The sequence below is a fragment of the Ohessyouella blattaphilus genome, from assembly GCF_024721265.1.
GTDB lineage: Bacteria > Bacillota > Clostridia > Lachnospirales > Lachnospiraceae > Aequitasia > Aequitasia blattaphilus_A.
Map to the genome: position 1 here is coordinate 53,499 of NZ_JAMXOC010000011.1, position 26,377 is coordinate 79,875.

At 46.5% G+C, this 26,377-nt stretch carries 22 protein-coding genes; 4 read left to right on the forward strand and 18 right to left on the reverse strand.

Annotated elements, in window-relative coordinates; all coding sequences use genetic code 11:
- Positions 1-160 precede the first annotated feature (160 nt).
- The 3 genes from NHH16_RS08520 to NHH16_RS08530 are packed head-to-tail and all read right to left on the reverse strand — an operon-like array spanning position 161 to position 5,186.
- The gene (locus tag NHH16_RS08520; RefSeq protein WP_262069171.1) at positions 161-1,114 is read right to left on the reverse strand and encodes an aldo/keto reductase; all 954 of its coding nucleotides are present in this window, start codon (positions 1,112-1,114) and stop codon (positions 161-163) included.
- A gap of 1 nt (position 1,115) precedes the next feature.
- Entirely contained in the window at positions 1,116-3,224 is a 2,109-nt protein-coding gene (locus NHH16_RS08525) for a glycoside hydrolase family 36 protein (RefSeq protein ID WP_262069172.1), read from the reverse strand.
- Positions 3,225-5,186: a glycoside hydrolase family 127 protein gene (locus tag NHH16_RS08530; RefSeq protein WP_262069173.1), complete on the reverse strand. Its 1,962-nt coding sequence runs from the start codon at positions 5,184-5,186 to the stop codon at positions 3,225-3,227. It lies immediately after the preceding gene.
- 61 nt (positions 5,187-5,247) lie between these two features.
- Here NHH16_RS08530 and NHH16_RS08535 point away from each other — a divergent pair, with 61 nt between their 5' ends.
- Positions 5,248-5,880, forward strand: coding sequence for a YesL family protein (locus tag NHH16_RS08535; RefSeq protein WP_262069174.1), 633 nt, complete (start codon positions 5,248-5,250; stop codon positions 5,878-5,880).
- On the opposite strand, the gene yicI is transcribed toward NHH16_RS08535, so the two are convergent.
- The 6 genes from yicI to NHH16_RS08565 form a co-directional block, all read right to left on the reverse strand.
- Positions 5,858-8,221, reverse strand: coding sequence for an alpha-xylosidase (gene yicI, locus NHH16_RS08540; RefSeq protein ID WP_262069175.1), 2,364 nt, complete (start codon positions 8,219-8,221; stop codon positions 5,858-5,860). The genes NHH16_RS08535 and yicI overlap by 23 nt on opposite strands.
- 56 nt (positions 8,222-8,277) lie before the next feature.
- A complete protein-coding gene (locus NHH16_RS08545) occupies positions 8,278-9,552 on the reverse strand; it encodes an ABC transporter substrate-binding protein (protein WP_262069176.1) in 1,275 nt (424 codons plus the stop codon).
- A gap of 43 nt (positions 9,553-9,595) precedes the next feature.
- A complete protein-coding gene (locus tag NHH16_RS08550; protein ID WP_262069177.1) occupies positions 9,596-10,435 on the reverse strand; it encodes a carbohydrate ABC transporter permease in 840 nt (279 codons plus the stop codon).
- Positions 10,435-11,313, reverse strand: coding sequence for a carbohydrate ABC transporter permease (locus tag NHH16_RS08555; RefSeq protein WP_262069178.1), 879 nt, complete (start codon positions 11,311-11,313; stop codon positions 10,435-10,437). Before NHH16_RS08555 ends, NHH16_RS08550 begins: the two co-directional genes overlap by 1 nt.
- A gap of 221 nt (positions 11,314-11,534) precedes the next feature.
- Positions 11,535-12,560, reverse strand: coding sequence for a LacI family DNA-binding transcriptional regulator (locus NHH16_RS08560; protein ID WP_262069179.1), 1,026 nt, complete (start codon positions 12,558-12,560; stop codon positions 11,535-11,537).
- A gap of 29 nt (positions 12,561-12,589) precedes the next feature.
- Positions 12,590-13,558 carry a PfkB family carbohydrate kinase gene (locus NHH16_RS08565; RefSeq protein WP_262069180.1) on the reverse strand — a complete coding sequence of 323 codons (969 nt, stop codon included), beginning with the start codon at positions 13,556-13,558 and terminating at the stop codon, positions 12,590-12,592.
- Between the two features lie 114 nt (positions 13,559-13,672).
- Between NHH16_RS08565 and NHH16_RS08570 the strand changes: the two genes are divergently transcribed.
- Entirely contained in the window at positions 13,673-14,356 is a 684-nt protein-coding gene (locus NHH16_RS08570; RefSeq protein WP_262069181.1) for a D-lyxose/D-mannose family sugar isomerase, read from the forward strand.
- Positions 14,357-14,418: 62 nt separating this feature from the next.
- Here NHH16_RS08570 and NHH16_RS08575 read toward each other — a convergent pair whose 3' ends face one another.
- The 9 genes from NHH16_RS08575 to ispE form a co-directional block, all read right to left on the reverse strand.
- Complete coding sequence (locus NHH16_RS08575) at positions 14,419-14,844, reverse strand: YwiB family protein (RefSeq protein ID WP_262069182.1); 426 nt, start codon at positions 14,842-14,844, stop codon at positions 14,419-14,421.
- Positions 14,844-15,821: a 6-phosphofructokinase gene (gene pfkA, locus NHH16_RS08580; protein WP_262069183.1), complete on the reverse strand. Its 978-nt coding sequence runs from the start codon at positions 15,819-15,821 to the stop codon at positions 14,844-14,846. Before pfkA ends, NHH16_RS08575 begins: the two co-directional genes overlap by 1 nt.
- 54 nt (positions 15,822-15,875) lie before the next feature.
- Entirely contained in the window at positions 15,876-19,358 is a 3,483-nt protein-coding gene (locus NHH16_RS08585) for a DNA polymerase III subunit alpha (protein WP_262069184.1), read from the reverse strand.
- Between the two features lie 116 nt (positions 19,359-19,474).
- Entirely contained in the window at positions 19,475-19,711 is a 237-nt protein-coding gene (locus tag NHH16_RS08590) for a polya polymerase (protein WP_262069185.1), read from the reverse strand.
- A gap of 51 nt (positions 19,712-19,762) precedes the next feature.
- Positions 19,763-20,590, reverse strand: coding sequence for a CvfB family protein (locus tag NHH16_RS08595; RefSeq protein ID WP_262069186.1), 828 nt, complete (start codon positions 20,588-20,590; stop codon positions 19,763-19,765).
- Positions 20,584-21,297, reverse strand: coding sequence for an acyl-[acyl-carrier-protein] thioesterase (locus tag NHH16_RS08600; protein ID WP_262069187.1), 714 nt, complete (start codon positions 21,295-21,297; stop codon positions 20,584-20,586). The genes NHH16_RS08595 and NHH16_RS08600 overlap by 7 nt, the downstream gene beginning before the upstream one ends.
- Positions 21,298-21,309: 12 nt before the next feature.
- A complete protein-coding gene (locus tag NHH16_RS08605; protein ID WP_262069188.1) occupies positions 21,310-22,479 on the reverse strand; it encodes a cation diffusion facilitator family transporter in 1,170 nt (389 codons plus the stop codon).
- Positions 22,480-22,487: 8 nt separating this feature from the next.
- Positions 22,488-23,165, reverse strand: a complete 678-nt coding sequence (locus NHH16_RS08610) for a GntR family transcriptional regulator (protein ID WP_262069189.1) — start codon at positions 23,163-23,165, stop codon at positions 22,488-22,490.
- Positions 23,162-24,040 carry a 4-(cytidine 5'-diphospho)-2-C-methyl-D-erythritol kinase gene (gene ispE / locus NHH16_RS08615; RefSeq protein ID WP_262069190.1) on the reverse strand — a complete coding sequence of 293 codons (879 nt, stop codon included), beginning with the start codon at positions 24,038-24,040 and terminating at the stop codon, positions 23,162-23,164. Before ispE ends, NHH16_RS08610 begins: the two co-directional genes overlap by 4 nt.
- 137 nt (positions 24,041-24,177) lie before the next feature.
- Here ispE and NHH16_RS08620 point away from each other — a divergent pair, with 137 nt between their 5' ends.
- The gene (locus NHH16_RS08620; RefSeq protein WP_262069191.1) at positions 24,178-24,912 is read left to right on the forward strand and encodes a lysophospholipid acyltransferase family protein; all 735 of its coding nucleotides are present in this window, start codon (positions 24,178-24,180) and stop codon (positions 24,910-24,912) included.
- Between the two features lie 21 nt (positions 24,913-24,933).
- Positions 24,934-26,376 carry a nicotinate phosphoribosyltransferase gene (locus NHH16_RS08625; RefSeq protein WP_262069192.1) on the forward strand — a complete coding sequence of 481 codons (1,443 nt, stop codon included), beginning with the start codon at positions 24,934-24,936 and terminating at the stop codon, positions 26,374-26,376.
- Position 26,377: the final 1 nt, after the last annotated feature.

Here is a 26,377-nt window from a genome sequence, read left to right on the forward strand (position 1 = left end):
TGTCCTCCTCATTCTCTCTTGACACTTATCCCTCATTACACATTTTCTGCATAAATTATACAATAAGAAGTTCTTCACTAACAATAGCTCAAATATAAACCTTTTATAAAAAAAATATAACCATTCAGGACCAACCGTTGTCCTGAATAGTTATAAATATTTACATATTATTAAAGTCTGCTGGGAAAGAGAATTCACTAGCAACCAAAAAATCCTCTAACTGAGTCGGTTTGGTGATAGCCGCTATAGGAAATACGGGAAAGGGCTGTTGTAAGAGCCATGCCAGTGATACGGCGTGGACATTGACTCCTGTTTCCTGACTTAGAAGAGAGAACTTCCTTAACAATTCCTCATTGCTCTCGTTATCATAGGCCTTCTTCATCGCTGGGGAGATTGCTTCCTTTAGAAAACGCTTTTGGAAGTACCCGTGTCCACCGGCGGAGTAGGGTACTAAAGGCATCTGGTGAGCCTTGTGCCACTGGTAATAGTCCTCATCCATCATCACTAACGTAGGGTCGCTATTTAGGTTGCCACCAGGGTTTACTTTAACCGCGCTCCACTGATTCGATACCGCCGAAAAGCCTTGTAAGCCCTTTTCTTCCGCGTAGTTAACAGCCTGATTCATCCGCGCCTTGGTATAATTGGAAGCCCCGTAGTAGCGGATTTTCCCTTCTTTTACGAAGTCTTCCATCATCTCGATAATGTCTTCTATAGGCGTCTCTAGGTCGTCCCGGTGAAGCCAGTAGAGAGCGATTCTTTCAAGCCCGAGAGTCTGTAAGCTTTCCTCTAGGTCTTTGCGAACGTCTCGGGGATTTACTCGGGATATCTCTGGGCTTTCGAAGTCGTAGTGACCGCCCTTGGTAGCGATGACTACTTTGTCATAGGCGTTTCTGCTCTTTAGCCACTCTCCAAGATACTGTTCACTCGAGTTGGTAAGGCCTGGGACCCAGCGGCAATATACATTGGCTGAATCGATAAAGTTGCCCCCGGCATCTAGGTACATATCTAAGTTATAAAAGGCCTGTTCTTTCGTTAGCTTTTCGCCGAAGTTGCCAGTGCCGTAGCAGATATTACTGAGTTGTAGCTTGGTGGTACCAAAGGGTTGTTTCTTCACGTTATTTCTCCTTAAGCTCAAATAACCTTGCCCCGGGAGCGGCCGGGATTTTTACACTAAGAAGGCCGGTTAAAGCATTCCACTGGTAGGTGCAAGGCAAGTTACTCGGGTATGCACAGCACACTTCCACCTCTTGGCCTTTTAGATGCTTAAGAGGTAGCTTGATTTCCTCTGGGCCACCTCGGCGCCACAGGGCCACGTAGGTTTTCCCCTGAGACTTAAGGCCTACGCTGACGTGATCGTCTGCAAAGCTTGAGACCCCTAGCGGCCAGAAAGGAAGAGCTTCCTTAATCTCCTGACGGATGCTTTTATAATAAGCGATGCCCTCTTTTACTAAAGAATAGTTAGCTTCTGAGAGCTTCGCTAGGTGTCCGCTTTGGTGGATACGCATAAGCATAGCATTGACCATATTAAAGGCAGTCTCTTCTTCCGTACTATCCACTTGAGGATAGGACCACACGGCTGCCTGTTCCATGGTCACTCCTAAGGGAGAATTAGCGGCAATGGTCGCGTATAAGCGAAAGTCTTCTTGGTCGCTGGTGGACTGAATACTGTGGCGACTAAGCATGGCGTAATCCATACGCAAGCCCCCACTGGAGCAGTTCTCGATAATCAGTTCCGGGAACATAGCAAACATCTCGTCTAGCCAGCGAAGATACGCCCTTTCGTGCTCCAAAAGTCCTTCGCCGTAACTATCCGCTGCCACTTCCGTTCCGATACCCGGTTCAATATTGTAATCCATCTTAATATAACCGATACCGTAGGTGTTAATCAAGCGCTTAACCACTTCCGTTGCGTGCTTAATCGCAAGGGGGTGACGAAAATCTAATTGGTACCGACTCCGGTCGCTTACCCGGCGTCCGTGTCGGATAAAGAAGCACTCATCTGGTAGTTCCCCGGCTAGCTTGCATTTAATCCCCATGACCTCTAGCTCTAACCACAGGCCGGGAACCATTCCTTTTTGGCGGATGTAGTCAATGACCTCTTCGATGCCTCCTGGGAAGCGCTCCTTACTGGGAAGCCACTCGCCAACGCCGTCCCACCAATAGCCCGCCGAATACCAGCCGGCGTCGATACAGTAATACTCGCACCCACACGCTGCCGCCTGATCGATTAGGGGCAATTCTTTGGCCGTTGTGGGCTCCGCGAAGAGACAGTTCATATAGTCATTAAAGATAACGGCCAGTTGCTCATTGTCCGCATTTTGCCGCCGGATTCGCCGGCGATACTTTGTCAGTTCGGCGGCTACTTCATCTAGTTCCCCAGCCACACTGCCCACGGCTACCGGGACACTTTCAAAGCGTTCCCCTGGCTTAAGCTCCTTGTACCAATGGGACTGATTCTGGGTCGGTCCGCTAAGCTGAAGATAGAGATGATTGGTTTGGTCGCTGATTTCCCAGTGCCAAGAGCCGTTATGCTCAATCTGCCAGAATAAATTTGTGCCCGTCTCCCGGTTGGTTACACATCCCATCGGCAGATATTCCTTCGTGGACCAATTGCCGGTATTCGTTACCTGTAGCGCCTTTGAAGACCTGGTAGGCTGATGGATTTGGCACTGTTCTAGACCGAGCTCTGGCAAGGTGTATTCCTTCCACTGAAGCTCACGGTGCCAGGAATTGTGCATCACACTTACCCGAAGCTTTTCGTCCCGGGGAAGAATCCCCTCTTTACCAAGACCGTTCAGATTAAAGGAGCTAACGTACTCTAACCCTTGGGTTTCCTGGCCCTTATTTTCAACAATACTGTGGGCGCGAACGACGGGGATACCGTCGAAGAACTGGAAACAGCTAGTCACGTACACTTCTGTCTCTTCGTCTCTTGTAACCACTTCTAGCAAGCGTCCCTTTTCGTTGCGAGTATCGGTGTGACTGACGTAGGTCATCCGGTAGCCCGGTCCGGTAACCGTATACTTAGAGCCGTGGCGCTCCTCTGGGCGATCCACACCGGAGAGAGCTAGTTCAACCAAGCGAAATCCTGCTTTTTCATAATCATCACGAATAGTATCTTCGGTAAAAGGGAGCACCGAAAAATGAAGAAGCTTCACCTTATTTTCCCGGGTTTTCTCTAACACCATCTGGATATTATTCTCTTGTATTTGTATTCGTTCCATTTATTTCACCCGCATCCAAGTAAGCATTTCCCCTGGCGTTCGATTATTCCACAGAAAGTAAGGAACCATCTGAATCTCCGTAGTTTCCTTTTGTCCCTGATAGTCCTGATATAGTTCACTTTCCTCGGCTGCTGCTTCCCGCACGCCTGCGGCTTTAAGCTCGGTAACCCCTGACCAGTGCTTTGAAGGCACTTCTTCGATGGGTTCAGATGGGTCAAATTCGATTAAATCCAAGTATTTGCCATTATCTGCTTCTTCTAGACAATAGACAATTGGGCCTCTCGTTACGGCTACCCTCCCTAAGTTATAATGTACGTTTTTGTTGCTCTTTAAAATCCTGGCTGTCATTTTAAGCTCTACTTCGATTTCTAGACCATTTGCAAAATCTTCACTTAGATACACATAGCCGTTATCAGCTACTTCTGCTGATACCTCTTGACCTGCCACCTTCACTGTATAGGCAGGTGCCCAGCTGGGAATACGGATTGCCAAAGTAGCCCGGTCTCTCCCTTTACTCTTTACTTGGTACTTAATTTTCCCAGACCATGGGTAATTGGTCTCCTGCTTAATCTCCAGACTGCCCTCGCCCAGCTTAATCTCCGCTTCACTTCCCATAAAGAGATGGCTATAAACTGTATCCTTATCAGCGGTATAAGCGTACTGCCAGAGGCTAGGAAGGGTTCTGGCGATATTCGGCGGACAACAAGCGCAGGCGAACCATTTTTGCCGTACAGGCTTGACGTGGTTACGCTCGGTGCTGGCTTTACAGTTTTCCGGTACTACCGCCAAAGGGTTGACGTAGAAAAAGCGGTTTCCTTGATCGTTCATGCCACCTAAGACGGTATTATATAGGGCCTGCTCAATCACGTCAGCGTACGTGCGATTGGCTTCTGATAGCAGCATCTTTTGGGCAAAAAACATTAGGCCAATGGAAGCGCAGGTCTCTGAGTAATTGGTATCGTTTGGCAAGTCGTAGCCTAGAGTAAAGGCCTCTCCAGAGGGCGTCGAGCCAATTCCACCAGTAATGTAGAGCTGTTTGCTGACGATGTTTTCCCAAAGCTCTTTGCAGGCCGCAAAAAGCTCCTTGTCTTCTGTCTTCGCTGCTAAATCTGCCATGGCTGTGTACATGTAGACCGCCCGTACCGCATGACCAGTAGCTTCCTTTTGCTGGCGCACGGGAAGGTGAAACTGGTTGTAGTTCTTATAGGAGAACTGGTTGTAGCGGCGGTTCGGATATTGCTCTTTGGCTTTATTCCAGAAGCATATCCGGTCTCTTTTTTCAAACTCCTGTTCAAAGAAGTCATTGGTGCCTCGGGTGTCGATAAAGTATTTCGCCAAATCCAGATAGCGCTTCGTACCTGTTACCTCGTAAAGGCGAAGAAGAGCAATCTCAATTTCTTGGTGCCCCGGATAACCGTGCAGCTTTCCTTCCTCAGGACCGAAGACGGTCTCGATGTGATTCGCTAAGCGAAAAGCGATTTTAAGGACGCGGTCTTTACCGGTTGCGCGAAAATAGCTGATCGCCCCTTCGATAAAGTGACCGGCGCAGTAGAGCTCATGACACTCCAGGACATTGGTCCATTTCTTATCCGGCTCCATAATCGAATAATAGGTATTAAGATATCCATCTGCTTCTTGGGCTTCTTCGATAATGCAAATTACCTCGTCAGCCTTTGCCTCTAAATCCTGGTTTCGCTCTAGCAAGAGGACATTGCCGACCGCCTCTAACCACTTATAGACGTCGCTATCTTGGAAGACCTCGCCGTAGAATTCTCCCGTCAAGGTGCCGGCGGCAATCTTAAAGTTGCGAATACTGTGACTAGGCTCTGAGTCAGGAATTCTGTCATTTAATATTTCCCATTGGTAGGGAATCACACTTTCCCTTACGAGAGCCGTGTAGCGGTTCCAAAACGAATCGTTAATTGTACATTCTGTCTTATCAATCAGTCGGTATTTTTCCATATTTACACCTCCACAAATTTCATGTATACTGTACTCTAATTGAAAGCGAGGTACCGAACAATTGAGTATTTTCAACTATGATAGCCCCATCTTTAATTTCTTAGGCCGATTGGCCGATTTATGTCTTTTAAACATTATTTACTTAATTACCTGCCTGCCAATCATTACTTTTGGTGCAGCGACCACGGCTTTATACACCGTGACCCTAAGAATGGCAAGAAAGGCTGACGGATATTTAGTACGGAGTTACTTTAAAGCCTTTAAGGATAACTTTAAGATCTCCACCATTATCTGGGTTCCGTCCCTTTTAATCTTTTTACTATTGCTGCTAGACATCCGCATTATCAACGTGTCCTTAACGAACCTCTCACCCTTGCTAGTAGGCGCCTATATTTTGATCTTTCTCTTAATCTATATGCTAACCTTTGTTTTTCCTTACATCGCTAGGTTTGAGAATACAGTAAAAGCCACGATTAAAAACGCCTTGTTAATCAGTGCGGCAAAGCTACCTTTTGCCCTATTGGTGCTAATCATCACCTACGGACTCCCCTTTGCGTTATTAATGCTGCCAAAGAACGTAAGCTATCTTCACCTAATTTGGCTACTCCTGGGAAGTTCTTTAACAGCACTAATATCTTCATATCTTTTTGAATTTAAGATCTTCAAACCGTTTATCGCGGAAGAAGAATCGTAATACTTGCTGCCTTTGGTTTAATGATTAGACCGGAGGCAGTTTTTTCTATTTCACCATTTTCCACAGACTCTACCTCATGGATATTTTTAAGTAGATACGTAATGCCTTCTAACTCTTCATCATGAGATAGGGTAATCTTTCCTGATTCTTTTAACGCCTTTACTTCTAGGCTTTGCTGACCCTTTTGATCGGTTATTAGACAGTTCGTCTCTTCCCCTTCGGTAAGGGCAAACACCTGAATCTGCACGTCTTTCATATAGTCGTACTGAGCCGACTGGGCACTGGCACCAAAAGGAATCAGTGAATTCTCTCTAGCAAAAAGCGGTAGGGAGAAGTAATCATAAGTCTCTTCGTACCATTTCTCGCCCTCTCTTACCTCACCACTTAAAAAGTGAGTCCAACGACCCTTTGGCAGGTAATACTTACCCAGGCTTTCATCGTTAAAAATCGGCGCTACTAATAGCTTATCACCTAGCATATACTGCATATCTAGGTAGGTAACCGCCGGATCCTTTTCAAACTCCAAAATCATCGAACGCATCACCGGAACCCCAGTCATATGAGCTTCTTTTGCCTTACTAAAGACGTAGGGCATTAGCCTAAGCTTAAGTTTCGTAAACTCCCGGCACACATCCACCGCTTCCTCGTCAAATAGCCAAGGTACCCGGTAGCTCTTTGAGCCGTGCAAACGGCTATGAGTAGAAAGGAGACCAAACTGCAACCAGCGTTTAAAGAGATCCGGTGTGGCTGTTAGCTCAAAGCCGCCGATATCGTGACTCCAGTAACCAAAGCCAGACATCGTTAGGGATAAGCCACCTCGTAAACTCTCCGCCATGGAAGCGTAAGAAGCTGAGTTATCCCCGCCCCAGTGGATTGGATACTGCTGAGATCCCACGGTAGCACTTCTGGCAAACAACACCACTTCATTCTTACCTAATTGCTTTTCAAGGTAGGTAAAGACGGTTTTATTATATAGCAAGGTATAGAAATTATGCATAGATTCTGGATTCGCCCCGTTATAATATGTCACTTCTGTAGGAATGCGCTCACCAAAGTCCGTCTTAATCGTATCCACGCCTACATCTAGTAAAGACTGAATCTTTCCTTGGAACCAGGTGACTGCCCCTGGGTTCGTAAAATCTACAACACCCATTCCCGGCTGCCAGGTATCCGTCTGCCACACCCCTTTTCCGTCAGCGCGCATAAGCAGATAACCATTTTCTACCGCCTCTCTAAAGGTCTTGGTTCCCTGGGCCACGTATGGATTGATCCAGACACTAATCTTAAGACCCCGCTCTTTATAGCGAGCGAGCATGCCCTTTACATCAGGAAAGGTCTCTTCGTTCCATTCGAAATCACACCAGTGGAAAGTCTTTAACCAGTTACAGTCAAAGTGGAATACGTCTAAAGGAATGTCTCGGTCTTTCATCCCTTGAATAAAGGAGCTAGTGGTCTCTTCATCGTAATTGGTAGTAAAGGACGTGGAAAGCCAAAGGCCAAAGGACCAAGAAGGTACCAGCGCTGGCTTACCGGTAAGGTCTGTGTAGTTCTCTAAGACGCCTTTTAAGTCATCGCTATAGATAAGATGATAGCGCAGCTCTTCTCCAGGAACAGAGATCCCTACGTTTTCCACCTTTTCGCTAGCCACTTCTAAAGAGACGTTATCGCTATGGTCGATATACACGCCGTAGTGCTTATTGGTCATATAAAACGGGATATTCTTATAGGCCATCTGAGAGGATGTGCCCCCGTCTTCGTTCCAAATGTCTACCGCCTGGCCGTTTTTCACAAAGGCCGTAAAGCGCTCGCCCATACCGTAGACACACTCCCCTGCTGCCAGAGATAGTTCGGTCACCATATAAGGCTTATAATCGGCTCGCAAATACGCATCCCCTGGGAACTTTGAAGCCACCTGCCGGTCATACTGCATATACCCTTGATTGCGAAAGCCAATGCTAGTAAGCTTCTTGCCATCTGCTTCATAGGTAATCGTAAATTCTTCCCGGTCGACCCGGACCACCATGCGACCAGCTTTCATCACAGCGAATTTATCGGTAATCTCCACTTCTACATCCTGGGGATCACAGTTTAAGTCAAAGCGCATATCTCCGCGCTTATAGGCTTCGTAGTGATAGCTGCGCACAGAAATCACGTCTTTTCTCTGGGAGGTAAATTCGGTAGTGATGGTGGGGGTATCAAGAGCCGCCCACCGACTGGCTAATTTCTTCGTGGGTGCTACCACTTTCATGCCCCCGGGTATTTCTTCAACAACCAAGGCTTCTACTGCGTAGATAGCATTGGCTCGCTCATTTTGCTCCCAATATCCTTCTGTAAATTTCATGTTTTTAGCTCCTTATATTTTATAAAAGGGACTGCTAGGCAGTCCCTTAGTCTTAATTAATTAGAAGAACTTCCGTCGATTTCGATCCATTTTTGCTCAATGGCCTTAATTGTATCGTCTTTAGAAGTACCGCCTACGTACGCTTGCATCGCTTCTCCAAAAGCTGTGTGGAAGCTATCGGTAGAGTAAATCGTACCCATCTCGCCTGCGCCTTTTGCTTCTACAAGCTCTACGCCTTGTTTTACAATCTGTTGCTCTGATGGTGTGTCCGTTACAACTGGGGGAATTACACCAGCCACATCGGTGAACCAACTCTTGCCGTAATCAGAGGTGTACCACCAGTTGATAAAATCAAGAACTGCTTCCTCATTATCTGACTCATTGCTCACTCTTAAGGCTTGGTCAGAACCCGCTACAATCTTCGCATCAGCAGCGTCATCAGATACGGGATAACCAGTGAAGCCGATTTCCATATCGGGATCGATCTTTAATAAGTCAACCTCTACCCATGGACCTTGTCCAAGAATCATCGCGGCTTTTCCAGAAGCCAAGCTAGCGATTTCCGTACTAAGATCAGACTCTAGTGGTTTGTCATCGCCGTGCTCTTTTACTAAGTCAACGAAGTTAAACCAGTTGTCGTAAATCTCTGGGTAATTAGCTAAAGAATCCTCTCCTTTTTCCATATCGGAAACGAAGGTTGCGTAATCAGGAACAGCAGCGTCCACAAAGCTTAAGAAGGTTTGTTTGAACACCCACCACTCAGCAAAACCGCTGGCAAAAGGAGCAATTCCTACTGCTTCTAACTTCGTAATAGCATCTTCTAATTCGCTAGTTGTCTCTGGTGCCTTCTCAATACCGGCTTTCTCAAAAGCGGCTTTACTATACACCATGCCGAAGTAGTTGCCTTTAATGGCAAAACCGTAGGTACCCTCACCGTTTGCATCTTTCATGGTGTCTGCTACCGATGGTTCCATCGCTTCCATCAGTGGTTGATCACTTAAATCCCGAGAATACTCTTTAAACACTTCGATTTCTTTTCCCGTTGTGGAAGAGAAGATATCCGGTACGTCTCCAGAATTTAACTTTGCTCTTAACAAAGTCGGGTAATCATTCTGGGTGGTCTCGTAGTTAATCGTTACATCTGGTGCTACTTTCTTGTACTCTTCTAGTAACTCACCAATGGCATCGGCATACTCTGGTTGAGAGATAAACATGTAGATTTCTTTATCCCCTTTGGCGTCCCCGCCACCATCATCCTTTTTGCCACAACCCATAACCAGGGTGCCTAGCATTGCTACACAAAGTACGACTGCTAAAACTCTCTTTTTCATAATATAATCCTCCTCATGTATTAAATAATGTCTTATGACACTACTATCCTTTTACGGCTCCGGCTACCACACCATCAACAATATACTTCTGTAAGAAGATAAAGATAACAATCGACGGTAGCACCGCCAGCACCATCGCGGTCATCGCATAGTGCCACTGAGTATTAAATTGACCGACGAAGGTATAAGCTGAAAGAACTAAGGTTTTCGTTTCGTTCGAGCTGTTTACCATCAAAAGTGGTAATAAAAAGTCATTCCAAATCCACATAACATCTAAGACGATAACCGTAAAGGTCACGGACTTAAGTAAAGGAAAGATAATCGAGCGAAACGTTCTTAAGGTACTCGCCCCGTCGATTAAGGCGCTTTCGTCGATTTCCTTCGGAATGGTAGACATAAAGTTGCTGTAGATAAAAGCGGCCATCGGAATACCGAAGCCCCAGTACTGAATACCGAGACCCACCCGGCTTCCTGAAAGGTTTAGAACCCCCATAACCTTTAATAGGGTAATCATTATCGTCTGGAAAGGAATCAGCATCGGTGTGGTGATTAATAGGTGGGCAATCTTCGTGTAGCGATTCTCCCGGCGATTCAAAATATACGCGGCCAGGGAAGCGAAGACGATAATCCCTACAATACCAATGGCGGTAATCATCAGGTTGTTTAAGAACAAGCGGCCGTATTCCATCTTGTCGATTACGTAACTATAGTTAGACCACTCAATCTTCGAAGGGAGCTTGATAACATCTAGCACCACTTCTCCAAAGGGTTTTACCGAGTTGATAAACATCAGCAGCACCGGATAGAAATAAATCACCGCCACAATCATAATCAACACGGTTAATAATACTAATTTGATTTGTCTCTTTCTTTGTAGTGTCATTACAGCTCGACCTCCCTACTATGCATAATCTTCAGAACCACTTGGGTAATCACTAGGACAATCACAAAGAAAACTAATGCCTTGGCGGATCCTAGTCCGTAGTTATTGTTCTGAAAAGCCTCCCGGTAAATATCGAGGGTAGCCGAATAGGTAGAGCCGCCTGGTCCGCCTTTGGTCATCGCTAGGATAATATCAAAGACCTTAACGGCGTTTGTTAGCGACATAAAAATACAAGTAGTAATAGAAGGGCCTAGTAGCGGTAACACTACCTTAAAGAATCTAGTTACCGAGCCGGCGCCGTCAACGGTCGCTGCTTCTAAGACATCCTTTGGCACCGCCTGAAGGCCAGCAATATAAAGAACGATATAAAATCCTAAAGACTGCCATACCCCGACGAAGACGACTGCAAAGAAGGCTAAGTTCGATTCGCCCAACCAACTCCATTCAAGGAACTTCCATCCCGTCTTCGCAAAGAGAGATTCAAATCCCTGAGAGAAGATGAATTTCCAAATGAAACCGACAATCGTCATACTCATGATGTAAGGGATAAAGAACATACCCCGCATCAAGTTCGCAAATCTGATTTTCTGCACTAGGGCTACTGCCAAGGCAAGTGCTAGTACATTGGATAAAACCATAAATAGCACTGTGTACTTCGCGGTAAAGGTAAGGCTCTTAATGTATTCCGTGTTGCCCGCGAAGAGGGTCTTAAAGTTCTTAAGTCCGATAAAGACCGGTTCTTTAGCAATGCCGTTCCATTCTGTTAGCGAATAGTAGCCACTCATGACGAAGGGAATATAGATAACCATCGTCACTAAAATGAGGGCTGGCAAAGTGTAAAGCACGTTTTCTAGCATGTATTTCCTTTTTCTTCCCATTTCACTTCCTCCTAAGATTACCCTCATTCTAGCCCTAGGCTATCTGAAAGTCAATAAGGTTTTGTACAAAACCTATAATTTTGTAAGCTTTTAACAAATTTATTTGTCCGTTTTCTTCATATCCTACAAAAAGAGGGGCGATTCTCTCCTTTAAAGAGACAAAAAAATAGCATCTTACCTTTTTAAGGCAGATACTATTCTTTATTCTTAGCATATACAACTTATTTCCTGCGCCTAGAAACGCTCTCTCGCTCTATCAGAACGCTCTCTACGTAGCGCAAGCGCTCTGGTACTTCTTTTCCGTCTAATAGTGCCATCAGCATTTCTGCTGCCAACTGCACTTTTTGATTTACGTCCACTCGGAAGCTGGTTAAATTAGGAATCACGAATCGATCATACACCTCATCGTCTACGCCGATTAGAGAAATTTCCTCGGGAATCTTTACTCCTCGGCGAAGAAAGTAGCTCATCGCCTCCACCGCATTTAAGTCGGTGGAAAAGAAGAGACCTGTCTGCCCCCCGTTCTTTTCGATAATTTCGTCGTATTGTTTCTCCCTTTGGGCATCCTCTCGCTCCAAAAGCAAGATTGGGAGCTCACCTCTATCAGGGAAGTGGCGCTTAAACTCTTCGTTAGCACCTAGGTAGCGCCGATAGTCAGCTCCTCTTTTGACATTAAGGACATAGGTAAGGTCTTCGATACCGTTTTGAATAAAGTGCTGAATTCCCTGAGCACCGGAGGCTATATCGGTAGAGGTAACATTGTAACTACCTTCGATCTCCTGCATGTCGTTAATATCCATATCGATGCAAACAACCGGCTTATTAATGGCCTTTTCAATCTTCAGGCAGTTCTTCTTGGTAACGGTCACCGCGATAATCCCATCCACATTCCAGCCAAGAGCCATGCGAATAATCTCTTCAATATCCTTAGAAGAAAGGACCATGATGTAATAGCCCATCTCGTGAAATACCTTTTCTAAACCACCGATAATCTTACCGTAGAAGGGTTTATCGTATGCCGTATCCTTTAAAAATTCTGGAGTACTCACAAGGACACCGATTAGCTTTGAGCTCTTTCCCGCTAGCGCGTTCAAACCAAATCTCGGGATATAATTATTTTCCGCTAATAGCGCTTTAATTTTTTCCACATTTGCCGGTGAAACCTTATGAACCTTTCCGTGAATCACGTTCGATACGGTGGTTGCGGTCACCCCTGCTTGTTCGGCAATCTCCTTTATCGTAATCATCCAAAGGCCTCCCCATCTTATTTGTTACTTTATTGTCTCTCAGCCCGAAGAGCCATAACTTCTTCTCTTTCTGGCATCGAGCGAATAGCTCCTCTTTTGGTCGTAATTAAAGAAGCGGCAGCATTGGCAAAAGTCAGCATTTCCTTCATCGTCTCGGCATTTAGACCAGCAAAGCCGTACTTTAGCACATGGTGAAGGATACATCCGCAGAAGGTATCGCCAGCACCGGTGGTATCGACCGTCTTTTCCTGTAAGAAGCCAGGCACCGTCACCACTTCATCTTGATAGTACGCCCGGCTCCCGTTCTTACCTAAAGTAAGGACGATTAGCGGGATATCATACTGGGCTCTAAAAGCCTTCATCGCTTCATCATAATCCTCGATACCGGTCATAAAGACCAGTTCGTTATCAGCAATTTTCAAAATATCGCACTGGCTAAGCCCGTAAGCAATCTGTTCTTTCGCGTCCTCTAGAGAATTCCATAAAGGCTCACGTAGATTAGGGTCAAAAGAAACTAGTAACCCAGCTTCTTTCGCGCAGAGGGTGGCTTTCTTCGTCGCTTCCCGGACCCCTTCATGGGTCATTGACAAGGTACCGAAGTGGAAGATTTTACTACTTTTGATAAATTCTTCGTCGATTTCGTCTGCCGTTAGCATCATATCTGCTCCTGGGTTACGATAGAAAGAAAAGTCACGATCCCCATCAGGAAACTGGTGAACAAAGGCTAAGGTCGTATTCACCTGTTTATCTACTAATAAGTGAGATACATCAATCCCAATTCCGTCTACGGTATTTCTAAGGATATGGCCAAATTGGTCTTCGCCAACCTTGCCGTAAAAAGCTGTCTTTTCTCCTAGCTTAGTAAGCATGGAAAGAACATTACAAGGAGCACCTCCTGGGCAACATTCAAAGACCGGGTTTCCTTGCTCGCTCTCCCCGTATGGGGCAAAATCTATCAATAATTCTCCTAAAGCAATTACATCAAATTGTTTACTCATAACTAACTCTCCTTCCAAAATCTACATAATCAACGTTAGTATATCACTATTTCATTTACGTGACTAGATTTTAGTGTTATAATTCAGCACAAACATATTGGAGGGCTTACAATTATGAAACGATCAGAAATCAATGCGGCGATTCGCCAACTAGAAAAACTAACGAAGGATAACGGCTTTAACTTGCCACCTTTTTGCCACTGGACTCCCGAAGAATGGGAAGAAAAAGGGTCTGAATACGACGAAATTAGAGACAATATGCTAGGCTGGGACATTACCGATTACGGTCTTGGCGACTTTGACAAGGTTGGCTTCGCGCTGATTACGCTACGTAACGGCAACCAGACGAACCCTAAGTACAAGAAGACGTACGCGGAGAAGCTATTGATGCTAAAAGAGGGACAACATTCACCGATGCACTTCCACTGGAATAAGTCTGAAGACATTATCAACCGTGGCGGCGGTACGATGATTATTCACGTCTATAATTCTCTAGAGAACGAAGAATTAGACGAAACGAATGACTTTCTTTTAAATACCGATGGCCGTTCCTACTACGTGCCTGCTGGCACTGCTGTCGAACTAAAGCCAGGTGAGAGCATTACCCTTTGGCCGGGGCAGTATCACGACTTTGATGTAAAGCCAGGCACTGGTGATGTCTTAATCGGCGAAGTTTCTATGTGTAACGATGACAATACCGACAACCGCTTCAACCCACCCGTCGGGCGCTTCCCTAGTATCGAAGAAGACGAGGCGCCTTATCGCTTACTCTGCAACGAGTATCCCAAGGCGAAATAAAGTGAATAAGCGTCAAAAAAGGACTCTAGCCGAAATATGGCTGGAGTCCATCTTTTTACTTATTATGCATTTTTTACGTGAATATTTACATTGCAATCTGCTGCCCACTCATCGTTAATCTCGAGGGAATAAAGGACTTTTGCCTCAATCTCCTCCTCTTCGACCTGTAAACTCAGTTGTTTCGTCATCGTCCCAATCATCAAGTCACCGTAAGGAGTATTATAATGGCTCATATTCATGCGTTCCCGCTCGAAGACGATGCGCGTATTATAATGGCCGCCTTTGATAATCTCGATTTTATCTGGTGATAGCTTTAGTTTACTGTGAATGGCCTCTTTCGTTCCGGGAGCGAACTCCTCAAAGAGAATGTAGTGCTTATCCCGGCGAAAATAGTACTCCGCTGGAGTAATGACTTCAATCGCTTCACCGTCACCGGCTAGTTCGCCAAAATGGAGACCGGAGATAGAAAGGATTACTTGTTTTTTCACTATAGCGCTAGCTCCTTCGCAATTTCATATTGATATTCAGGAATCGTCTTCTTCATCGCCAACGCTTCATCGATATCAAAATCTTGGTATTTGCCTTCTAGATAACCGACTACCCGATTCGTCTTGCCTTGTACTAATAAGTCCACCGCAATGGAACCCATCATTGAGGCATACATTCTGTCTTTACAGGTAGGACTTCCGCCCCGTTGCATGTGACCGAGGATAGTGGCTCTCGTCTCCATGCCCGTAGCTTTTTCAATTCTTTCAGCCATATTGATGGAATCACCGATACCTTCGGCATTGATGATGATATAGTTCTTCTTGCCCCGCTCTTTACAAGCGTGGATATCAGCGATAATCGCTTTTTCGTCAAAATCTTTCTCTTCTGGCATCAGTATTCTCTCGGCACCATTGGCAACTCCGCACCAGAGCGCAATATAGCCAGCATCCCGACCCATTACCTCGATAACGGAGCAACGCTGATGAGAAGTGGAAGTATCTCGAATCTTATCAATGGCTTCCATCGCTGTATTAACCGCCGTATCAAAACCGATGGTATAATCGGTACAGGCGATATCAAGGTCAATGGTTCCCGGAATACCTACCGTATTAACGCCTAAGTGAGATAGCTTCTGCGCACCCATAAAGGACCCATCACCACCGATGACTACTAAGCCATCAATCCCGTATTTCTTACAAATAGCCGCAGCTTTTTGCTGACCGGCCTCGGTGCGCATCTCTTCACAACGAGCTGTCTGGAGAATCGTCCCACCTCTTTGGACGATGTCGGATACGTCCCGGGCTGAGTAATCTATAATTTCTTCATCTAAAAGACCTTGGTATCCTCTTCTAATTCCTCTTACCCTTAGGCCTTTTCCAAGTGCTGTTCTTACAACTGCACGAATCGCTGCATTCATTCCCGGGGCATCTCCACCACTGGTTAAAACCCCGATTGTTCTGATTGGTTTCTTAGGCATTTTGTCATCCTCCATCATCTTCTCTTCTTTAATCTCTTCTTTTTCTCATCTATCTTACTCTATGTGGCTCATGTTTTCAATCGCTTTTTCTTGTATTCTGACATTCTCTTCTCCTAAGAGATTCTGTAGGTCGGTTACTAGGTCCTGAGTTAAATTCACACTCATTCCGTTTAGCTTCTTCATGGCCCGTTCTTTTTTCAGAAAAATACCCACACCCACTCGGCCTCTAGCCGAGGCCAGGAGACTGCTCACTTCAGGATTTAAGGATAAGTACTCGGTCTTGTCGGCAAATTGTAACCACAGTTCTTTTACTTTGGCATCAAAAGGAATGATCTGTTCACAGATAAGCTTACTATCCTTTTCATCCTCTTCGGAGACTCGGCCCTTAATAAAGACCTTCATCTCTTCCTCTAGATACTCTTTATACTTCTCATAGTCTCTGGGGAAGACCACCACTTCCACGGTGCCGGCGAGATCCTCTAAGGTTAGAAATGCCATAATCTGGTCGTTCCGGGTGTATTTAATCGTCTTCGCCGCAATGATGCCGCCGACAATCTCCTTAGCGCCATCGACTACCCGAGTCTTTTCTGTCTCTTCGTCGTATTTAAAATCAAGGGTCGTCTTGGAGACGCCTTTTTGCCAGCGCTTCATATCCTTTTCTAAAGGATGACCACTTAGGTAGACGCCGAGCATTTCTTTTTCAAAGGAGAGCTTCGTATCTTCCTCGTACTCCGCCACTTCTGGCAACTTAACGTCAAACTCCTGCTTATCCTCGTCGCTTGCCATATCAAATAGAGACATCTGCCCCGTCATAGCGTATTTGCGCTGCTGGTTGACCTGCTCGAGAATCTGGACGTAAATAATCATAAACTGCTTCCGGTTGCCCCCTAGGCTATCAAAGGCCCCGGATTTAATAAAGCTTTCAATCGTCCGTTTATTCACCTCTTTGCCAGAGAGACGCTCCATAAAGTCCTTTAGCGTCTTAAATTCTCCCCGGGCTTCTCGCTCGGTGATGATGCTCTCGATAACGTTTCGGCCAATACTGCGAATGGCAGCGAGACCGTAGCGAATCTTACCGTTATCCACCGAGAACTTACCGTACCCTTTGTTAATATCAGGCGGCAGAATCTCAATTCCCATCTGACGACAAGCGTAGATATACTCCGAGACCTTGGTGGCGTTATCCATCACCGAGGTCATCAGCGCTGCCATAAATTCGACAGGATAGTAGTACTTTAACCAGGCCGTCTGATAAGCCACCACCGCGTACGCTGCCGCATGGGACTTATTAAAGGCGTACTTGGCAAAGTCAATCATATCATCATAAATCTTATTGGCCACCGCTTCTGGAATCCCGTTAGCAATGCAGCCAGGTACATTCTCGGCTTCATCGCCGTAGACAAAGGCTTGGCGCTCCTTATTCATCACGTCGGCCTTCTTCTTAGACATAGCTCTTCTTAGGGAGTCACTACGTCCCATGGAAAATCCCGCTAAATCCCGCACGATCTGCATAACCTGTTCCTGATAGACGATACAGCCATAGGTAGGCTCTAGAATCGGCTCTAGTTCTGGGCAGTCGTAGGATATCTCATCAGGATGATTCTTCCCCTTAATATACTGAGGGATAAAATCCATGGGTCCGGGACGGTAGAGAGAGATGCCGGCGATAATATCTTCTAGACTCTGAGGCTTAAGCTCTTTCATAAAGCCTTTCATGCCGGCACTTTCTAGCTGGAAGATACCGTCTGTCTTCCCGGTGCCGATGGAATCAAGCACCTCTTTATCGTCATAGCTGATTTCGTTAATATCGATCTGCCTTCCGGCACTGATGCTGGCTAGGGCTTCGGCGTTTTGAATAACCGTCAGCGTCCGCAGACCTAAAAAGTCCATTTTCAGTAGACCCAGCTCCTCTAAGGTAGTCATGGTAAACTGAGTCGTTACCCCGCCGTCTGTTCCCAGAGATAAGGGCACGTACTCATCGACGGCCAGCTTAGAGATCACCACCCCAGCGGCGTGGGTCGAAGAGTGCCTGGGCAGACCTTCTAGGCGAAGAGACATCTCAATTAGCTCTTTTGCCTGCTCGTCTTCCCGTTCTAGCTTCGCTAGCTCGGGGTTCATCTTTAGCGCCTTCGTTAGCGTAATCCCCAGCTCTGTAGGAATCAATTTGGCAATCTTATCCACCATAGCGTAAGGAAGATCCATCACCCGGCCCACGTCTCTAACAACACTTCTAGCCCCCATGGTTCCAAAAGTGGCAATCTGCACCACCCGGTCGTGGCCGTACTTTTCCACCACGTACTCAATCACCTCTGGCCGTCTCTCGAAGCAGAAGTCAATATCAATATCCGGCATAGAGATTCGCTCGGGGTTAAGGAACCGCTCAAAGAGCAGTTGGAATTTAAGAGGGTCTACCGTGGTAATATCTAAGCAGTAGGAGACGATACTTCCTGCTGCCGAGCCTCTTCCGGGACCCACGATAATATCGTGGTCCTTGGCGTATTTGATAAAGTCCCAGACAATTAAAAAGTAGTCTACGTAGCCCATCCGCTCGATGGTAGTAAGTTCGGTGTCTAGGCGCTCTCTTTGCTCCTTCGTCGGCTCCTGATAGCGGCGGATAAGGCCCTCTTCGCAGAGCTTTCGTAGGTAAGTGGTGGCGGTATAGCCTTCCGGCACATCGTATTCCGGCAACTTCGTCTCACCGAATTTAATCTCCACGTTACAGCGAGCGGCAATTTTGGCCGTATTATCGATGGCTTCCTGGGCGTAAGGGAAGAGAGCTCTCATCTCTTCTTCCGACTTAATATAATACTGACCCCCTTCGTAGCGCATCCGATCTTCATCGGCCAGTTTTTTTCCCGTCTGAATACAAAGCAAGATGTCATGAGGCTTTACATCCTCGGCATACGTATAGTGAACATCGTTGGTGGCAACTAGGGGAATCCCCGTTTCCTTTGACATCTTAACGAGGCCTTGGGCCACTAACTCCTGCTCCTGCATCCCGTGATTCTGAAGCTCGAGAAAGAAATTGTTTTCTCCGAAGATCCGCTGATACCGATAAGCGGCCTCTTTGCCTTCCTCGTACATGCCCCGCAGGATATTGCGCTGAACCTCGCCAGCTAAGCAGGCGGAAAGGGCGATAATCCCCTCGCTATAGCGCTCCAGCACCTCTAGGTCTACTCGGGGCTTATAGTAATACCCTTCCGTAAAGCCTTTGGAAACAATCTTCATCAGGTTATGATAGCCTACCAGGTTTTCCGCAAGTAACACCAGGTGATAATACCGATCATCGCCATTTCCTAGGGCTTCTTTTTCAAAGCGAGACCCTGGGGAAACGTAGATTTCACACCCGAGAATAGGGCGAATCCCTTGGGCTAGCGCTTCCTTATAAAAATCGATGACGCCGTACATCACCCCATGATCGGTGATGGCGACGCTATCCATTCCCAGCTCCTTAACCCGGCTGATACATTCTTTTATTTTATTAGAACCGTCCAACAAACTATACTCTGTATGGACGTGCAAATGTGCAAAACTCATACCTCACTCAACTTTCTCATGAACCAAACGGTCGACCCTCTAATTATACCATTTTTTTTCCACAAAAAAAAGACACCCTCATAGAATGTCTTTTCCTTATAGGTTTTCCTTATTCATTAGTCACCATTCATCATAAAGTTAACTAATTTGTCGATATCTTCTTTCTCGTAAGCGATGATCTCAAGTTCAGGGATCTCGCCGTTAGAAAAGATATTGGCCATAGATACGTATTGAGATAATTTTGACTTAAGGTTTAAGCGGTCCCCTTCTCCGGTTACCAGCTCTACTTTTCCTTTACAACTATCAACCACTTCAAAAAACTTTTCGATATTGGTAATATTTTCAACTTTCATTGGTAATTCCTCCTTGTTTTTTGTCTTATACTCATGATTATATATAAATTTTCAGATTTTTTCAATAGATGTTTCTGTAATCCTGATTTTTCCTTCTTTTAAAAGACGACCGACCCCTCGCTTAAAGGCGTTCTTACTGAGACCAAACTCTTCCTTAATTCGCCCTGCTGGCGCCTTATCGGTAAACGGTAAACTTCCCCCAAGAAGCTCGATTCTCGCCATAATCATCTGGGAATCATCGTCCATCTGCAAATACGCCTTCTTCCGCAGGCTTAAATTAAGTTTCCCGTCTGGCTGGACACTGGCTACCCGAGCCGTTATCTCATCGCCTACATCCACACCCCCTGCGCCGCTATCGCTAGCAATCCGGGCCGAATACCGGTAATCCACCGCCACGAAAGCCCCAAAGTTATCGCTCTTTTCATAGACGATTCCCTGGACTTCGTCGTCCTTCTGGTAAGGCGCGTCTTTTTCTAGGTATTCATACACCTTCATCGTTGCCGCTAGTCGCCCTGTTTTATCCACATAGAGCACCACTAAGGCTTGATCGCCGGCCTGCACTTTACCCGTTTGTTCCTTATAGGGAAGGAGCAAGTCTTTTGGTAAGCCCCAGTCCAAAAAGGCGCCGATTTTCGTAGCTTCCTTAACTTCTAAGAGGGCTAACTCGCCCACTTGTAGCTTGGGCTTCTGGGTAGTGGCAATCAAGCGGTCCTCTGAGTCTTTATAGAGGAAGACGCTGACTACCTCTCCTTCACTTAGGTTACTGCCTTCTTTCTTTGGTAACAGCACCTTATCCTCTTCACTTCCAAGATAAAACCCAAAATCCACAATTTTTACTACTGGTAATTCTACGTACGTTCCTATTTTCTGTGCTAACATCCTCTTCTCCTAAACTCCACAACAGCCAAGCTATTACCGGTGGCATCTCTTAAGTCGACAGTGACATTTTCCTGATCTTCTGCCTGATACAAGTGAATTTCGGTGCTAAGGGTTGCCGATTTCTTATACTCTGCGCGAATCTGCCAGGTATCGTCCGGGTCCCTTAGACACTCTGCGGCCATGCTAATATACTGGCTATTATTCACGTGATTGTTGGTATCGATCTGGTCCCGGCGAACAGGGAAGCTTTTGACAAATGTTACGTCTTCCGGCACCTTAATCTTTCGCGGCTCTAGCGCCATCGTAAGAGGTGCTTCCGCCTGATAGACCGCCATCTCTTCTGGCTCTACCTTTATCGGCCGACCTTTTTCCAAATCCATATACACCCAGATGGAATTGGCATAAGCAAAGGTCCTCTCCTCACCTGCCAGGACAAAATTTCTCGTTCCATAAAGCTTATCAAAGCCCGTCGCCCAGGTGGATACTTCTACCGCTTCCGCTAAGGTCGGGCGCTGGTTAATCACAATCTGCCAAGCGGACAGCACCCAGCCCCGCTTCTCCTTCTGCAAAAATTCGATCCCGTGGCCAATGGTCTCTGACTGAAAAATACTACAATCCTGAAAGTAATTGACGATGCCTGGAAGGGATAACCGATTATCCGCCGCTACTTCCGAGTAGCGAACCCTTCCCTTAAATGAATACTTCATACTCTCTCCTAACTAACTTCTACTAAAATTGCGATCGATACTAATGCGACAACGCTCGCCGCTATCTAATAGCCGCGCTTTCACGTTTTCTTTAATCTCCTGAGCCTTATCGGCAGGATAGCCTACAGGGAAATCCAGCTCAAAGATTAACTTATCTCCTTTTTCATCCTTTACCAGACGAAAATCGTGAATCTCTACGTCTGGATCTAGCTCCCTTAAAATCCCACCTACTTTTTCCTTTAGGCTAGTACTTTGCTCGTCGCCTACCGCCACCGGATCGGTATGAATCACCAGATAAATACCTAGCTGCAGATACGCATCCTTTTCTATCCGGTCTACTAATTCGTGGGCTGCTTCCATAGTCATGGCCCGGCTAACTTCTGCGTGAACAGAACCCATACTCCGGCCTGGTCCGTAGTTATGAATAATCAGGTCATGGCTACCAAGGACGCCCTCATAGCTTTCCACAAAGTCCTGCATCATCTGCTGCTCTTTCTCACTGCTGCCCTCGCCAATAAGAGGCGCTACCGAATCCCTGGCGATGCCAAGACCGGCCCAGAGAACAAAGAGGGAGACCAGAAGCCCCACGTAGCCGTCGATGTTAACGCCCCAGAAGCGGTACACTAGCACCGCTAGCGCCGTAGCGCTGGTGGCAAAGACGTCGCCGAGAGCGTCGGTGGCTGTGGCCATCATCACCTGAGAGTGAATCCGCTTACCGATACTCCGGTTAAAGTAGAAGATCCAGATTTTCGTCAAAATGGAGATACCGAGGAAAATCACCGCCACTAGAGAAAATTTAAGTTCCCCGGGCTCCTTAATCCCCGCCAAGGAATCCTTAAGGAAATCAAAGCCTACCTGCATAATCACAAAGGCCACCACCAGGGCGGTAATGTACTCGGCTCGCCCGTGTCCAAAGGGATGCTCTTTATCTGCCGGCTTATTGGCAATCTTGATGCCCACAAAACCGATTAATGCTGAGGCCGCATCCGATAAATTATTAAAAGCATCCGCCATAATCGAAACGCTGTGGATTAAAAGCCCAATCAGGAGCTTGCCGCCAAAGAGCAGGAAGTTTAAGAAAATCCCCACTATACTAGCCAAAATCCCATAATCGCGGCGAACCCCGGCTTTCTCCGTCGCCTGATAATCCTTTACAAAATGTTTCACTAAAAAGTCTGTCACAATTTCACCTATTTCTGTTTTTTACGAATCGCTAGCCTAACGGCTTCGATTTGGTTGGCGATATGGCTACCCATAATTCGCTTTGCCGCTTCTTCGTTGCGACTTTCAATGTTATCGATAATCTCTTGATGCTCCGCTATTAACTGGGGATAGACGGTATCGCTCTTTAAGTACTCTACTCGGTACCGGTACATCTGCTCCCGGAGGTTATTCAGCAGGTTAATCAGCTTGTTATTCTCCGTTGACTGGTAGATGATATCGTGAAACTGAACATCCTTTTCGGCAATCTTCGTAATATCTTTGCTGATCACAATCTGTTTAAAATCCTTAGCCGCTTGCCTTAGTTCTTCGATCTCCTCTGGCGTCATTCGTTCGCAGGCCAGCTCCACACACAGCTCTTCTAAGGCCTTGCGCACCTCCATCACGTCTAATAGGGATTTTTCCGTAATCTCTGCTACCTCAGCGCCTCTTCTGGGAATCATCCGCACCAAGCCTTCTAGCTCGAGCTTCCGAATCGCCTCTCTAATCGGTGTCCGGCTAACGCCTAACTTATTGGCAAGCTTCACCTCCATCAGGCGCTCACCTGGCTTTAGTTCGCCTTTTAAAATCGCTTGCCGAAGAGTATTAAAAACGACATCCCTAAGAGGTAAATAGTCATTCATATTTGCTTCAAATGATGTGCTCATCTTCCTTCCTCCCATTCTCCTAATTTCACCACATGTACTTCTCCTGCCATACGGCTTTCTTTAATAACCGTATGCGCGCGCTTCGCCTGCTCTAATTCCGTATAGATCCCGAAGACCGTCGGACCACTGCCCGTCATCAGGGCATTTAGGGCACCGTATTCTTTCATTTTTTCTTTAATCGCCCAGACAACCGGGTATTCTCTCCCAGTAACCCCTTCTAAGACATTGCCAAGCTTGGCGGCAATCTGGCGGATATCGCCTTCTTTGATCCCCGCTAACATGCCTGCCAAATCGGGGCGCTCTTTGGTCGGTTCTTTGTCCCACTGAGCAAACGCCCAGGGGGTGGAAACCGCAAAGTCTGGCTTTGCCAGAACTAGATAGGCCCTAGGAAGGGGCTCTAGAGGCGTTAGTCGCTCACCTACACCTTCTGCTAGGGCACACCCTCCCAGTAGGCAAAAGGGAACGTCGGCACCCAGGGTTAATCCCCGCTTCTGCAATTCGGGAAGTTCTAAACCCAGCTCAAAGAGGCTGTTCATCCCTTTTAGAACGCCAGCGGCGTCGGCGCTACCACCAGCCATGCCGGCGGCGATGGGAATCTGCTTTTTAATAGCGATCTCCACCCCACCGGTAAGGGCAAATTCTTCCATTAAAAGGGCCGCTGCTCGGTACGCTAGATTCCGTTCATCCACAGGAAGGTCCCTCTTATCCACCGTAACAGAAATATTTTTTTCTTCTTTTTTAACAAGGGTAATCTCGTCATAAAGAGAGACCGAGCTCATCACCATTTGCAAATCGTGATAGCCATTAGCGAAACGCCCCAGAATATCAAGGGTTAAGTTAATTTTTCCCGGTACGCGGACGGTTATCTTCTCCATCAGTAGTCTCCTCGATTGTACAGACTTTTGTTTTTTGTATACAGTTCTCTTATTATACGTGAGATTGCGTTAGAAATCAATCTCTTGTATACTGTAAAGAAATGTTTTAGCAACAATTCAGCTACGGAGGATACAAAATGTTACGTTTTATTATCGTTGTTATATTTCTCGTTCTTTTTCTAGTTCTTTCCATTCCGGTTCTTATCGCCGAATGGTTGCTAGCGAAAGTTTCCAAGAAAACTGCCGATCACAGCTCCCTCTCCCTTGTACAGTGGGCTTTTGGCGTTATTCGTCGCCTCTCTGGCGTGGAGCTAACGGTCATCGGCGAAGAGCGGATTCCTGATGAACCCGTTCTTTATATTGGTAATCACCGCAGTTATTTCGACATTATTCTAACCTATGAGCGGATGAAGAGCTTAACTGGCTACGTAGCCAAGAAGGAAATGCTTCGGTATCCTCTCTTAGTGAACTGGATGAAGCGGGTAAATTGTCTCTTTCTCGACCGGGACAATCCCAAAGAAGGCTTAAAAATGATTCTTCAAGCCATCGAATATATCAAATCGGGAATCTCTATTTTTATTTTTCCTGAGGGTACTAGAAATAGTGGCAGTGAACTATCCATGCTGGAGTTTCACGCCGGTTCTTTTAAAATTGCCGAGAAAAGCGGCTGTCCCATCGTTCCGGTAGCGATTAATAACAGCGCTTTCATCTTTGAAGAACACTTACCGAGAATCAAGAAGACCCACGTGATTATCGAATACGGCGAGCCGATTTATCCTAAGGACTTAAGTAAAGAAGAAAAGCGGGGCCTCGCGGAGCACTGCCGCAATGTTATTCAGGAAACCATCAATCGCAACCACGCCTTAGTCTAACCCCCCAGGAGGGCACAACACATGAATACACGGAATCTTACCTTATTAACCGATCTATATGAATTAACCATGATGCAAGGATATTTTGAGAAGCAGCAGACCGAGACGGTTATCTTCGATATGTTCTACCGCTCTAACCCCAGCAAAGGCGGCTACGCCATCTGTGCTGGCCTTGAACAGGTCATCGACTATGTGAAAAATCTTCACTTCGACGAGGCCGATGTGGAATATCTGCGTAGCTTAGGAATCTTTAAAGAGCCCTTCCTAGCTTACCTAAGAGATTTTAAATTCTCCGGGAGCATTTACGCCATCCCTGAGGGCACGGTGGTCTTTCCTCAAGAGCCTCTAGTAAAGGTGATTGCCCCGATACTAGAAGCCCAGCTAGTGGAAACGGCCATCCTTAATATTATTAACCACCAAAGCTTAATCGCCACCAAAGCTTCTCGCATTGTCTACGCCGCCGGTAGCGGGGTGATGGAATTTGGTCTGCGCCGGGCCCAAGGACCCGATGCCGGTATCTTTGGTGCTAGAGCCGCGATGATTGCTGGCTGTGTGGGTACTTCTAACGTTCTGGCTGGCCAGGCCTTTGACGTTCCGGTCATGGGCACCCACGCCCATAGCTGGATTATGACTTTTGAAGACGAGTATACGGCTTTTAAGCACTACGCTAGCCTTTATCCCGATAACTGCACCTTGCTTGTGGACACCTATGACACCTTAAAGTCTGGCGTTCCTAACGCCATTCGCGTCTTCCAGGAGTTTAAGGCTTCGGATACGCCTCTTAAGCGCTTCGGTATCCGCCTGGATAGCGGGGACTTGGCTTACCTTTCTAAGGAAGCCCGCAAGATGCTAGACAGTGCCGGTCTTCAGGAAGCCTATATTACCGCTTCTAATGACTTAGATGAATACTTAATTCACGACCTTAAAATGCAGCAAGCGAAAATAGACAGCTGGGGAGTGGGCACCAACTTAATCACTTCCGAAGACTGCCCCGCTTTCGGGGGCGTCTATAAGTTAGCAGCCGTAAGCGACGGGGGCGGAAACTTTATCCCTAAGATAAAGATTTCGGAGAACAGCGCGAAGATTACGAACCCTGGGGACAAAACCGTCCATCGCATCTACGAAAAAGAAAGCGGTAAAATCAAGGCTGACTTAATCAGCTTTGCCGATGAGACCTTTAATAGCGAAGATGACTTGCTCCTCTTCGACCCCATTGACACTTGGAAAAAAACCTTGATGAAAGGTGGCACCTACGAAGTCCGGGAGCTTTTGACGCCGATTTTCAAAGACGGCGCTTGCATCTACCACTCCCCTTCCGTCAAAGAAATTGCCGCCTACTGTCAGCAGGAGAAGGATACCCTTTGGGATGAAACGAAGCGTCTGTTCTATCCCCACCCGGTATTTGTGGATCTCTCTCAGAAACTATACGATGTAAAGCAGGAGTTATTAAACAAACTCGGTTAGG

Excerpts from the sequence above, each read along its gene's own strand:
- NHH16_RS08525 (WP_262069172.1), bottom strand. The coding sequence starts at position 3,224 with ATGGAACGAATACAAATACAAGAGAATAATATCCAGATGGTGTTAGAG.
- NHH16_RS08530 (WP_262069173.1), bottom strand. The coding sequence starts at position 5,186 with ATGGAAAAATACCGACTGATTGATAAGACAGAATGTACAATTAACGAT.
- yicI (WP_262069175.1), bottom strand. The coding sequence starts at position 8,221 with ATGAAATTTACAGAAGGATATTGGGAGCAAAATGAGCGAGCCAATGCT.
- NHH16_RS08545 (WP_262069176.1), bottom strand. The coding sequence starts at position 9,552 with ATGAAAAAGAGAGTTTTAGCAGTCGTACTTTGTGTAGCAATGCTAGGC.
- NHH16_RS08550 (WP_262069177.1), bottom strand. The coding sequence starts at position 10,435 with ATGACACTACAAAGAAAGAGACAAATCAAATTAGTATTATTAACCGTG.
- NHH16_RS08555 (WP_262069178.1), bottom strand. The coding sequence starts at position 11,313 with ATGGGAAGAAAAAGGAAATACATGCTAGAAAACGTGCTTTACACTTTG.
- NHH16_RS08560 (WP_262069179.1), bottom strand. The coding sequence starts at position 12,560 with ATGATTACGATAAAGGAGATTGCCGAACAAGCAGGGGTGACCGCAACC.
- NHH16_RS08565 (WP_262069180.1), bottom strand. The coding sequence starts at position 13,558 with ATGAGTAAACAATTTGATGTAATTGCTTTAGGAGAATTATTGATAGAT.
- NHH16_RS08570 (WP_262069181.1), top strand. The coding sequence starts at position 13,673 with ATGAAACGATCAGAAATCAATGCGGCGATTCGCCAACTAGAAAAACTA.
- pfkA (WP_262069183.1), bottom strand. The coding sequence starts at position 15,821 with ATGCCTAAGAAACCAATCAGAACAATCGGGGTTTTAACCAGTGGTGGA.
- NHH16_RS08585 (WP_262069184.1), bottom strand. The coding sequence starts at position 19,358 with ATGAGTTTTGCACATTTGCACGTCCATACAGAGTATAGTTTGTTGGAC.
- NHH16_RS08590 (WP_262069185.1), bottom strand. The coding sequence starts at position 19,711 with ATGAAAGTTGAAAATATTACCAATATCGAAAAGTTTTTTGAAGTGGTT.
- NHH16_RS08595 (WP_262069186.1), bottom strand. The coding sequence starts at position 20,590 with ATGTTAGCACAGAAAATAGGAACGTACGTAGAATTACCAGTAGTAAAA.
- NHH16_RS08600 (WP_262069187.1), bottom strand. The coding sequence starts at position 21,297 with ATGAAGTATTCATTTAAGGGAAGGGTTCGCTACTCGGAAGTAGCGGCG.
- NHH16_RS08610 (WP_262069189.1), bottom strand. The coding sequence starts at position 23,165 with ATGAGCACATCATTTGAAGCAAATATGAATGACTATTTACCTCTTAGG.
- ispE (WP_262069190.1), bottom strand. The coding sequence starts at position 24,040 with ATGGAGAAGATAACCGTCCGCGTACCGGGAAAAATTAACTTAACCCTT.
- NHH16_RS08620 (WP_262069191.1), top strand. The coding sequence starts at position 24,178 with ATGTTACGTTTTATTATCGTTGTTATATTTCTCGTTCTTTTTCTAGTT.
- NHH16_RS08625 (WP_262069192.1), top strand. The coding sequence starts at position 24,934 with ATGAATACACGGAATCTTACCTTATTAACCGATCTATATGAATTAACC.